The 10,775-nt window shown below is 75.5% G+C and carries 8 protein-coding genes and 1 pseudogene; 8 read left to right on the forward strand and 1 reads right to left on the reverse strand.

Annotation, left to right across the window (positions count from 1 at the left end; genetic code table 11):
- Positions 1-191: 191 nt before the first annotated feature.
- A pseudogene (locus AB0L56_RS31290) lies at positions 192-1,453 on the reverse strand (cytochrome P450).
- 174 nt (positions 1,454-1,627) lie between these two features.
- Here AB0L56_RS31290 and AB0L56_RS31295 point away from each other — a divergent pair.
- The 8 genes from AB0L56_RS31295 to AB0L56_RS31330 all read left to right on the forward strand — a co-directional run bounded on the left by AB0L56_RS31295 (position 1,628) and on the right by AB0L56_RS31330 (position 10,579).
- Entirely contained in the window at positions 1,628-2,134 is a 507-nt protein-coding gene (locus tag AB0L56_RS31295) for a hypothetical protein (RefSeq protein WP_365429469.1), read from the forward strand.
- Between the two features lie 241 nt (positions 2,135-2,375).
- Entirely contained in the window at positions 2,376-3,338 is a 963-nt protein-coding gene (locus AB0L56_RS31300; protein WP_361037468.1) for an NAD-dependent epimerase/dehydratase family protein, read from the forward strand.
- A 78-nt stretch (positions 3,339-3,416) separates the two neighbouring features.
- A complete protein-coding gene (locus AB0L56_RS31305) occupies positions 3,417-5,081 on the forward strand; it encodes a carbamoyltransferase C-terminal domain-containing protein (RefSeq protein ID WP_365429472.1) in 1,665 nt (554 codons plus the stop codon).
- On the forward strand, positions 5,078-6,142 hold the full coding sequence (locus tag AB0L56_RS31310; RefSeq protein ID WP_365429475.1) for a glycosyltransferase: 1,065 nt from the start codon (positions 5,078-5,080) through the stop codon (positions 6,140-6,142). Before AB0L56_RS31305 ends, AB0L56_RS31310 begins: the two co-directional genes overlap by 4 nt.
- A gap of 49 nt (positions 6,143-6,191) precedes the next feature.
- Positions 6,192-7,154, forward strand: coding sequence for a glycosyltransferase (locus AB0L56_RS31315; protein WP_361037474.1), 963 nt, complete (start codon positions 6,192-6,194; stop codon positions 7,152-7,154).
- Entirely contained in the window at positions 7,151-8,446 is a 1,296-nt protein-coding gene (locus tag AB0L56_RS31320; RefSeq protein ID WP_365429478.1) for a glycosyltransferase, read from the forward strand. The genes AB0L56_RS31315 and AB0L56_RS31320 overlap by 4 nt, the downstream gene beginning before the upstream one ends.
- 70 nt (positions 8,447-8,516) lie before the next feature.
- Positions 8,517-9,140 (forward strand): SIS domain-containing protein, encoded by a 624-nt coding sequence (locus AB0L56_RS31325; RefSeq protein ID WP_365429481.1) that lies wholly within the window; start codon positions 8,517-8,519, stop codon positions 9,138-9,140.
- Positions 9,137-10,579: a PfkB family carbohydrate kinase gene (locus AB0L56_RS31330; protein ID WP_365429484.1), complete on the forward strand. Its 1,443-nt coding sequence runs from the start codon at positions 9,137-9,139 to the stop codon at positions 10,577-10,579. The genes AB0L56_RS31325 and AB0L56_RS31330 overlap by 4 nt, the downstream gene beginning before the upstream one ends.
- Positions 10,580-10,775 lie beyond the last annotated feature (196 nt).

Below are 10,775 nucleotides of genomic sequence, written 5' to 3' on the forward strand. Positions count from 1 at the left end.
TTCTTTAAAATTGTTTTTTCTTATTTTCTTGTCCCCGCGTTGGGTATTCCTGGCCCCGCCGCCCCCAACCCACCCCCCGCCGGCGCCGTGTTGCCGTCGCGCGGTCGCTGCCGTAGGGGTTGGTGTGCCGGGCGGGCGGGCCCCGGGTGTAGAAGTAGGCCGGGAGACGGGGCAGTCCGGAGGCCGCGCCGTTACGGCCGCACGGGGACGGGGCGGCCTTGCCGTACCCCCGCAAGCACCACCCCGCTGCGCGGACGAGTCGGGACCCGGTTCAGCGGGATCGTCAGATTCTGCTCCGGCACCGTGTACTCCATTCGGGCAAGTCGTGTCGCGAGCGCCTCCAGCACGCCGACGGTGATGCCCTCGCCGGGGCAGCGGTGACCCGCGGCCGGGTCGCCACCGCCCTGTGGGATCAGTTCGTCGCGGTCCACGGGCCGTTCGAGGAAGCGCTGCGGACGGAAGGCGTACGGATCGCCCCACAGCGCCTCGTCGTGGTTCTGCCCGTACACGTCCAGTACCACCAGTCCCCCGGCCGGCACCCACTCGCCCCGCCCTTCAGGTCGCGCGCGGCCAGGCCGCCGAGGAAGGGCGCGAACGGGTAGAAGCGGCGCACCTCGTGCGCGAACGCGGCGGCGTACCGGGGGTCCCCGCCGGCCAGGGCCTCGCGGTGCTCCGGCCACCGGTGGAGGGCGTGTGCCGTGAAGGCCACGAACCAGGCGACGGCGGTCGTCGGGCGGACCACGTTGAGCAGTTCCACCGCGGCGGTCTTGTCGTCCAGCGGCTCGCCGTCCGCGTCGCGGTGCCGGCACACGAGGTCCAGCACCGAGTCCGCCTCGGCGGTGACCTCGCCGGAGCGCACGTCCCGCACGAGGCGGCCCAGCCGCCGCTCCTGCCGTGCGCGGGCCCGCCGGGCGCGCAGATGACGCGGTCCGGTGGTGGCGAAGCCGTCGACCATCGCGATCATGTCGCGGGCCGCCGCCGCGGCCCCGTCGTCGCCCAGCGGTATGCCGGCCCACCGGTGGACCCCGGTGGCGAGCACCGTGCTCGCCTCGTCGAACAGCACGATGGAACCGCGCCGGGCCCATTCCGGTACGGCCTCGTCCCAGGCGGCGGTGACCTGGTCGACGAGGCTCGCCACCCGGCCGGGCTCGAGCAGCGGCAGGAACAGCGACTTGCGGGCCCGGTGGGCGGCGCCGTCGAGGGTGTGCACGCCCTCGTGGCCGAACAGGGTCGCCAGCACGGGTTCGGGGATGGCTCCGTGGCGGTGCACGTTGCGCTCGTCGTAGAAGAAGCGCACCGCTTGCGGCCCGCGCAGGGCGAGCGCCGGGCGGCCCAGGATCCGGGTACGGACCACGGGGCCGGCGGCGCGGCGCATCCGGTTGGGCAGCCAGGCGTAGCCCTCGGCCAGCAGGAACAGGGTCCGGTCGACGAGGGGGCCGCTGAGTACGTCCATGGCCGCCGGGTGCCCGACCGGCGGCCCCGGACACTCCGGGAGCGGGCGGGGCGCCCGTACGGGTGTGGCCGAGGCCACGCGGTGAACGAGGCATGGGTCACGCCGGGCGGGGCGGGCCGGGGGCTAGGGTTCCGTGCGGTCCCCTGACTCCGACGGTATTCGGACGGCCCGGCAGTGCAGACAGATCTCTCCCCGGTCATCGCGGCGACCGCGCAGTGGCTGACGCGTTCCTTTCCCGCGCCCGGCGGGGCGCTGGCCGCCGCGCTGTGCGAGGCACAGGCGCGGCAGGCGGTGACGGTCGCGGCCCGGCTCCGGTACCCCACGGCGATGGACGCCGCGCTGGTCGCCCTGGCGGGCCCGGGCGGTTCGGCGCGGCTCGACTGGGTCACCGGCGCGGACACGGACGAGGACACCGAAACGCACGCCTGGCGCACCTGGGTCGACGAGGTTGTGGCCAGCTGGGCGGCCTGTCTGCTCGCCGACCCGGCACTGGCTTCCCTCGCGGTGAGCGCCCTCGACGGGGACGCGGCGGGCGAGTTCCGCCGGCTCCTCGACCCCGACGACATCGACCGCCGTGCCACGGCCCTCCTCCGCCACCCCGATCTCCTCTCCCCGGTCGCCGGTCTCCACCACGCATCCCTCGTCAGCCGCCTCGACCCGGACACCAAGCTCGTGGCCTGACGCCCGCGCGACGGACTCCCGGGCGCGGGCGTCAGGCCCCGCCCGCCGGCTCTCCGACCTGCTCGAACGGCGGCCCGCCGCGTCGCGCTCACGCTCCGTGATTCACCGGATTGCAGTAAACGACCGTGCCATGGCGGGGGTGGCGGCTCAGGCTGATCGAGGGACCGACGGCCTCGGTGCGGGTGCCCGACGCACCGTGTCGGCCCGGACACCGACGCCTGACGACGGAGGGCTGAGCGACATGACCACCGCCACATCCCGGAGCTGGGAACACGTCGTCGTCACCGGCGGCGCCGGATTCGTCGGCTCCCATCTGTGCGCCGCCCTGCTGGACGCGGGCGCCGCCGTCACCTGCGTGGACGACTTCAGCACCGGCCGTCCGGAGAACGTCACGCAACTGCTGGAACGGCCCGGATTCACACTCGTCCGGGCGAACGTGGCCGAGGCGCTGCCGGTCGACCGGCGGCCCGACCTCGTGCTGCACTTCGCCTCCCCCGCCTCCCCCGCGGACTACCTGCGGCTGCCGCTGCACACCATGGAGACCGGCAGCCTCGGCACCCGCAACGCACTGCTGCTCGCCCAGGACGCGGAGGCCCGCTTCGTGCTGGCCTCCACCTCGGAGGTCTACGGAGACCCGCGGCAGAACCCGCAGGACGAGCGCTACTGGGGCAACGTCAACCCGGTCGGCCCGCGCAGCGTCTACGACGAGGCCAAGCGCTTCGGCGAGGCGCTGACCACCGCCCACGCGGACGCCCACGGCACCGACACCTGCATCGTGCGGCTGTTCAACACCTACGGCCCGCGGATGCGGGGCCATGACGGCCGCGCCGTGCCGACCTTCGTCCGGCAGGCGCTGGCCGGCGAACCCCTCACCGTAACCGGTGACGGCCGCCAGACCCGCTCGCTGTGCTACGTCGACGACACGGTGGCCGGCATCCTCGCGGCGGCCGCCCACGGCATGCGCGGGCCCGTCAACATCGGCAACCCCGGTGAGATCACCATGCTGGACCTCGCCCGCACGATCGTCCGGCTCGCCGATTCCACGTCCGAGATCCGCTACATCGAACGTCCGGTGGACGACCCGGCCGTGCGCTGCCCCGACATCACGCTGGCCCGCGACAAGCTCGGCTGGGAGCCCCGGGTGGACACCGAGGACGGGCTGCGCCGCACGATCGCCTGGTTCCGCACCGAAGCCGGCCACTGAGCACGGCTGTTCCAGGCCGGGACCTGCCGCAGAACCGGCCGTCCCGGGCCGTCTCCGAACCGCGAAAGGCCGCCCGCCATGCGCATCCTCGGAATCAACGCCCTCTTGCACGACCCCGCCGCCGCCCTGGTGATCGACGGGCGGACCGTCGCCGCCGCCGAGGAGGAGAGGTTCTCCCGGCGCAAGCACGGCAAGCGCCCCCTGCCGTTCTCCGCCTGGGAGCTGCCCGAGCAGGCGGCGGCCTGGTGTCTGAAGCGCGCCGGGCTGCGCCCCCAGGACCTCGACGCGGTCGCCTACTCCTTCGACCCCGCGCTCGCCCGGCCCGCCGACACGATGGGCCTGGACGACCCGTGGGACCACCTGCGGCTCACCTACGCGCGGGAGGCGCCCGGCTTCCTGCGGACCGCGCTGCCGGGTCTGGACCCCGCGGCCGTCCGCTTCGTACCGCATCACATGGCGCACGCCGCCTCCGGTGCCTTCGCCGCGCCCGACGCCGGGGACTGTTCCGTCCTCGTGCTGGACGGCCGCGGCGAACGCGCCTCGCACCTCGCCGCCCGCCGCGTCGGCGGCCGGCTCGCATCCCTGCGCGCGCAGGAACTCCCGCACTCGCTCGGTCTGGTCTACGAGGAACTCACCGAGCACCTCGGCTTCCTGCGCTCCTCCGACGAGTTCAAGGTGATGGCCCTCGCCTCCCACGGCTCGCCGCGCATGCTGCCCGAGCTGCGCCGGTACGTGTATCCCACCGGTGACGGCGGCTTCCATGCCAAGGGAGTGCCCTGGCACGAACTGTGCGCGCCGCGCGGCGCCGGCGAACCCTGGGGCCGGGCCCACGCCGATGTCGCCGCCAGTGCGCAGGCCGTGCTGGAGGAGACACTGCTGGACCTGGTGCGCTGGCTGCACGGCCGCACCCACGACTCCGTGCTCACCCTCGCCGGGGGCGTCGCCCTGAACTGCGTCGCCAACTCCCGTATCGCCCGCGAGGGACCGTTCTCCCGCGTCTGGGTGCAGCCGGCGGCCGGGGACGCGGGGACCGCGCTGGGCGGCGCCCTGCTGCTCTCCGCCGGGGCCGGTGACGAGCCGGAGCCCATGACCGGCGCCGACCTCGGCCGGGACTGGACCGACGCGGAACTGGGGGCGTGGCTGAAGACGGCCGCCGTACCCTTCGAACGGCCGGCCGACATCGCCGCCACCGTCGCCCGGACGCTGGCCGGCAACGGCATCGTCGCCTGGTTCCAGGGGCGCAGCGAATACGGCCCCCGGGCGCTCGGACACCGCTCGCTGCTGGCGCATCCCGGGCACGCGGGCAATCTGGAGCGGCTCAACGACGTCAAGGGGCGCGAGCAGTTCCGGCCCGTCGCGCCGATGGTGCTCGCCGACCGGGCCGCCGAGATCTTCGACGGCCCGCTGCCCAGCCCGTACATGCTGTTCGTGCACGACGTGGACCCCGCCTGGCAGGACCGCATCCCCGCCGTGGTGCACGTCGACGGCACCGCCCGCATCCAGACCGTCGACGAGGCGCGCGAACCCCTGGTGGCGCGGATGCTCGCCCAGTTCGAGCGGCTCACCGGACTGCCGGTGGTGGTCAACACCAGCCTCAACACGGCGGGCCGGCCCATGGTGGACGACCCGCGCGACGCCCTGGAGTGCTTCGGCTCCTCCCCGATCGACCTGCTGGCCATCGGCCCGTACGCGATCCGGCGCGGCGATCTCTTCCGCTCCGCCGAGGGCGAGGCCCCGCGATGACCGGGCCCGCCGCTCCGAGCGGGGAGTACGCCGTGGTGGTGCCGACGCTCGGCCGGCCGTCCCTGGCCCGGTGCCTGCGGGCGTTGGCCGAGGCGGACGGGCCCGGCCCGTCCCGGGTCGTGGTGGTCGACGACCGTCCGGACCCCGCCGGGGCGCCGCTGACCGCCGCCGTTCCGCCGTCGCTGCGCTCGCGCACCCTCGTGGTGCCCGGCGGAGCACGGGGACCGGCCGCCGCCCGCAACACCGGATGGCGGGCCGCCGGGGACGTCCCATGGATCGTGTTCCTCGACGACGACGTGGTCCCCGGCCCCACCTGGGCCGACGACCTCGCCCTCGACCTGGCCGGGGCGAGTGTCGCGATCGCCGGGATCGCGGCGCGGATCGACGTGCCGCTCCCGGCCGACCGCCGGCCCACCGACTGGGAGCGCAACATCGCCGGTCTCGCCGGCGCCCGCTGGATCACCGCCGACATGGTGTACCGCCGTCGGGCGCTGGAGGCCGCCGGCGGTTTCGACGAGCGGTTCCGCAGGGCCTTCCGGGAGGACGCCGACCTGGCGCTACGGATGCTCGACGCCGGCTGGACGCTGGCCGAGGGCCGCCGCACCACCACCCATCCGGTACGGCCGGCCGGACGCTGGGCCTCCGTGCGGCTCCAGGCGGGCAACGCCGACGACGTGCTGATGTCCCGGCTGCACGGGCACGGCTGGTGGCAGCGGGCCGAGGCGCGCAGGGGGCGCCTGCCCGGGCATCTGGCAGTGACCGCGGCGGGTCTGGCGGCCGCGGTCTGCGCGCTGACCGGCCGGCCGCGGGCCGCCGCGGCCTGCCTCGGCGGATGGCTGGCGGGGACCACCGAATTCGCGCTCGCCCGGATCCTCCCGGGACCGCGCACCCCGGACGAGATCGCCACCATGGCCCTCACCAGCGCGGTCATCCCGCCCGTCGCGGCCTTCCACTGGCTTCGCGGGCACTTCCCGCACGGCACGGCACGGGCTCGCCCCCAGCGGGCCGGGGCCCCCGCGCCCGGTCACCCGCCCTGGGTCGAGGAACGGCTGCCGTCATGAACCGCCCGCCGCCGGAGCGGGGGGAGCAGACGGACCGAGGAGCCGCCGTATGAACATCCTGCTGTGGCACGTACACGGTTCCTGGACGACGGCGTTCGTCCAGGGCCCTCACACCTACGTCGTCCCCGTCACCCCCGGCCGTGGCCCCGACGGTCTCGGCCGGGCCCGGACCTTCCCCTGGCCCGCGTCGGTGCGCGAGGCCGCACCGGCGGAGCTGCGGGAGACCCCGTTCGACCTGGTCGTCCTGCAGCGGCCGCACGAACTCGAGCTCGCCGAACGGTGGCTCGGCCGCCGCCCGGGACGGGACGTGCCGGCCGTGTATCTGGAGCACAACGCCCCGGACGGTGAAGTGCCGAACACCCGGCATCCGTTCGCCGACCGCGACGATCTGACGATCGTGCACGTCACCCACTTCAACCGGCTGTTCTGGGACTGCGGCACCACCCGCACGGACGTGATCGAGCACGGCGTCGTCGACCCCGGCCACCGGTACACGGGCCGGTTGGAGCGGGCCGCCGTCGTCGTCAACGAGCCGCTGCGGCGCGGCCGGTACACCGGTACGGATCTGCTGCCCGCGCTCGCCAGGACCGTGCCGCTCGATGTGTTCGGCATGGGCACCGACGGTCTGGCCGGCCGTCCGGGGCTGCCGCCGGACCGCTGCCGCACGGCCGACCTGCAGCAGCGCGAGCTGCACGCGGCGATGGCCGACCGCCGGATGTATCTGCACCCGATGCGCTGGACCTCTCTGGGGCTGTCCCTGCTGGAGGCGATGCACCTGGGCATGCCGGTCCTGGCGCTGGCCACCACCGAGGCGGTGGAGGCGGTGCCGGACGGTGCGGGCACCGTGTCCAACCGGCCCGACGTCCTCGCCCGGGCCGCCCGCCGCTATCTAGCGGATCCCGCGGCGGCCGCCGCGGACGGGACGCGGGCCCGCCAGGCCGCCCTCGAACGGTACGGGCTCAAGCGGTTCCTGGACGACTGGGAACGTCTCATCACGGAGGTGCGCTCATGACTCCGACCGTCGGTCCCCTCCGCACCGGCCGGTTCGGCGACGAGAGCCTCGCCCCGGGCGTGCTCTCCATCGCGCTGGTCTCCGAGCACGCCAGCCCCCTCGCCACGCTCGGCGAGGTGGACGCCGGCGGGCAGAACGTCCATGTGGCCGCCCTGGCCGAGGCGCTCGCCGACCGCGGTCACCGCGTCACCGTCCACACCCGCCGCGACGCGCCCGGGCTGCCCCACCGGGTGGCGCTGCGCGAGGGCGTCGAGGTGCATCATGTGCCGGCGGGTCCGCCGGAATCGCTCCCCAAGGACCGGCTGCTGCCGTACATGGAGGAGTTCGGGCAGCACCTGGCCCGGGTGTGGCGCACCCGCACCCCGGACCTGGTGCACTCGCACTTCTGGATGTCGGGTATCGCCTCGCTGCGGGCCGCCCGGGAGCTCGGGTTGCCGCTGCTGCACACGTATCACGCGCTGGGCACGGTCAAGCGGCGGCACCAGGGGCCCGCCGACACCAGCCCGCCGGAGCGGATCGGCTGCGAGATCGAGGTCGGACTGGGCTGCGACCGTGTCGTCGCCACCTGCCGGGACGAGGTCGCCGAGTTGGTCCGGATGGGGGTGCCGACCGACCGGATCGGTGTCGTGCCGTGCGGTGTGGACACCGACCGGTTCACCCCGGTGGGACCGGTCGCGCCGCGCGGGCCGTTCCGGTACCGGCTGATGCAGCTCGGCCGGCTGGTGCCGCGCAAGGGCGCCGCCGTCTCGGTGGCGGCGCTGGCGCGGCTCCCGGGGACCGAGCTCGTCGTGGTCGGCGGGCCGCCTCGGCACCGCATCGACGACGATCCGGAGGTGCGCCGGCTGCGCGCTGTCGCGCGGGACGCCGGGGTCGCCGACCGGGTCCGCTTCACCGGCGGGGTGGACCCGTCCCGGGTGCCGGCGCTGCTGCGCTCCGCCGATGTGGTGCTGTGTCCCGCCGACTACGAGCCGTTCGGGATCGTCCCCCTGGAGGCCATGGCCTGCGGGCGTCCCGTGGTGGCCAGCGCGGTCGGCGGTCAGCTCGACACCATCGCGGATCCGGGCACGGGCCGGCTGGTGCCGCCCGGCGACCCGGAGGCGCTGGCCCGGGCCGTGGCCGCGCTGCTCGCCGATCCGGCGGCCCGGGAGGCCTGCGCGGTCGCGGGCCGCCGTCGGGTGCTCAGCCGCTACGGCTGGCCGCGGATCGCCGCGGCCACCGAGGCCACGTACTGCGAGGTCCTCGACGCGGAGCCCGCCACGACCGTCAGCCGGCTGACGGGCCGGCCGTGGTGAGCGCCGACGTCCGATGTGGGAAGGAGGTGCGGGACCCGCCGTGCTCACCGAGGCGGTGCGCCCCACAGCCATGACGGAACACTCCGCGCTCGACGCCGCGCATCTGCACTGCCGGTCGCTCCAGGAAGCCCTCGACGGACTCCGCCGGCACGGCCTGCCCCGGATCGCCGACTGGGGCGGCCGGCTCGCCGCCGTCCTCACCGACGGCGGACGCCTGCTCGCCGCCGGAAACGGCGGCAGTGCCGCCCAGGCCCAGCATCTGACGGCCGAACTGGTCGGACGGTACCGGCTGGAGCGGCGCGCCTATTCGGCGCTCGCCCTGCACGCCGAGACCTCCAGTGTCACGGCCATCGGCAACGACTACGGATTCGACCACGTGTACGCCCGCCAGGTGACCGCCCACGGACGTCCCGGCGACGTCCTGATGCTGCTGTCCACGTCAGGGCGGAGCGCCAATCTGATCGCGGCGGCGGGCGCGGCCCGGCGGGCCGGGCTGTGCGTCTGGGCGCTCACCGGTCCCGGCCCCAACCCGCTGGTGGAGGCCGCCCACGAGGCACTGTGCGTGGAGGCGGGCAGCACCGCGACCGTGCAGGAGGCGCATCTGGTCGCCGTGCACCTGCTCTGCGAGTCTTTCGACGCCGCCGTGTCCGCGCCCCTGGCGCCCGCGGCGGCCGTCCCCGGGAGGACGCCATGACCGGACCCGAGCCCGTCGTCGTCGTGGGGGACGTGCTGCTGGACGAGGACATCGAGGGGGTCGCGACACGGCTGGCCCCGGACGCCACCGCACCGGTCGTCGATGTCACCGGTGACCGCCGGCACCCGGGCGGGGCGGGGCTGGCCGCGGCGCTCGCCGCGCGGGACGGCCGGGACGTGGTCCTGATCACCGCCCTCGGCGACGATCCGGCCAGCGAGGCGGTCCGCCGGGACCTCGACGGCCGGGTACGGCTGCTGGAGCTGCCGCTGCACGGCACGCTGCCGGTGAAGACGAGGGTGCTGGCGGGCGGTCGGCCCGTGGTGCGCATCGACCGGGGCGGCGGGACGCCGGGCGAGCCGGACGACGCGGTGCGCGCGGCCCTCGCGGGCGCCCACGCCGTGCTCGTCGCCGACTACGGGCGGCACACCGCGGGGGCGGTGCGCCCGCATCTCGAGGAGGTGGCCCGACGTACGCCCCTGGTGTGGGATCCGCACCCCAAGGGCGACCCGCCGGTGCCGGGGGCGCGCATCGTCACACCCAACGCGGCCGAGGCGGTCGCGCTGTGCGCCGGTGCGTCAGGGGTGTCAGGGGTGTCAGGGGTGTCCGAGGTGTCGGGGTCGTCGCTGGGTGCGTTCGCCGCACGCGGTGCGGAACTGGCGGAGCGCTGGCGGGTGGCGGGCGTCGCCGTGACGCTCGGCGACCGGGGGGTGCTGCTCACCCGGCCGGGCGGGGGGACGCCGATGCTGATTCCGGCGCCGTTCCGGTCGGACGGGGATCCGTGCGGAGCGGGTGACTGCTTCGCCGCTACGACCGTCGCCGCGCTGGCCGACGGGCTGCTTCCGGAGGAGGCACTGCAACGGGCGGTCGCCGCGGCCGCCGCGTTCGTGGCGGCGGGCGGGTCGGGGAACCCGGATCTGTGGCGGGCGGCTGCCGTTCCCGGCCCCGGGCGTCATCCGGCGGCCGACGCGTTCGAGCTGGCGGAGAGTGTGCGGGCGCGCGGCGGGACGGTGGTCGCCACGGGTGGCTGCTTCGACCTGGTGCACGCCGGTCATGTCGGGCTGCTGGAGAGCGCGCGGCGGATCGGCGACTGTCTGATCGTGTGTCTCAACTCCGACGCCTCCGTCACCCGGCGCAAGGGGCCGGGCCGGCCGCTCAATCCCGCGGCGGACCGGGAGAGGGTGCTGGCGGCGCTGGGGAGTGTGGACGCGGTGGTGGTGTTCGAGGAGGACACGCCTGAGGCGGTGCTGGGGCGGTTGCGGCCGGATGTGTGGGTGAAGGGCGGGGACTACTCGGTGCAGGATCTGCCGGAGGCGGAGGTGTTGCGGGGGTGGGGCGGGCAGGCGGTGGTACTGCCGTACCTGGACGGGCGGTCCACGACGTTGCTGGCGCGGCGAGCTGCGGATGCGGCGGTGGCCTCGCGGCCGGCCGGGGAAGGGTGAGGCGGGGGTGGCTGTGGGGTGGGTGGGTGCGCGTGGGTGGGGGTGGCTGCTTGAGGTTGTCGCCCCCGCCGCCCCTTCCCGTCCCGTCCCGGGGGGGGGGGGCGCCCCCCCCCCCCCCCCCCCCCCCCCCCCCGCCCCCGCGCCGGGGGCCACCCCGCCCCCCCCCCCGCCCCCCCCGCCACGCCCCCGCCGGGCA

It is taken from the genome of Streptomyces sp. NPDC052079, from assembly GCF_040680275.1.
Classification (GTDB): Bacteria; Actinomycetota; Actinomycetes; order Streptomycetales; family Streptomycetaceae; genus Streptomyces.

Excerpts from the sequence above, each read along its gene's own strand:
- AB0L56_RS31310 (WP_365429475.1), top strand. The coding sequence starts at position 5,078 with ATGACCGGGCCCGCCGCTCCGAGCGGGGAGTACGCCGTGGTGGTGCCG.
- AB0L56_RS31320 (WP_365429478.1), top strand. The coding sequence starts at position 7,151 with ATGACTCCGACCGTCGGTCCCCTCCGCACCGGCCGGTTCGGCGACGAG.
- AB0L56_RS31330 (WP_365429484.1), top strand. The coding sequence starts at position 9,137 with ATGACCGGACCCGAGCCCGTCGTCGTCGTGGGGGACGTGCTGCTGGAC.
- AB0L56_RS31300 (WP_361037468.1), top strand. The coding sequence starts at position 2,376 with ATGACCACCGCCACATCCCGGAGCTGGGAACACGTCGTCGTCACCGGC.
- AB0L56_RS31315 (WP_361037474.1), top strand. The coding sequence starts at position 6,192 with ATGAACATCCTGCTGTGGCACGTACACGGTTCCTGGACGACGGCGTTC.
- AB0L56_RS31305 (WP_365429472.1), top strand. The coding sequence starts at position 3,417 with ATGCGCATCCTCGGAATCAACGCCCTCTTGCACGACCCCGCCGCCGCC.
- AB0L56_RS31325 (WP_365429481.1), top strand. The coding sequence starts at position 8,517 with ATGACGGAACACTCCGCGCTCGACGCCGCGCATCTGCACTGCCGGTCG.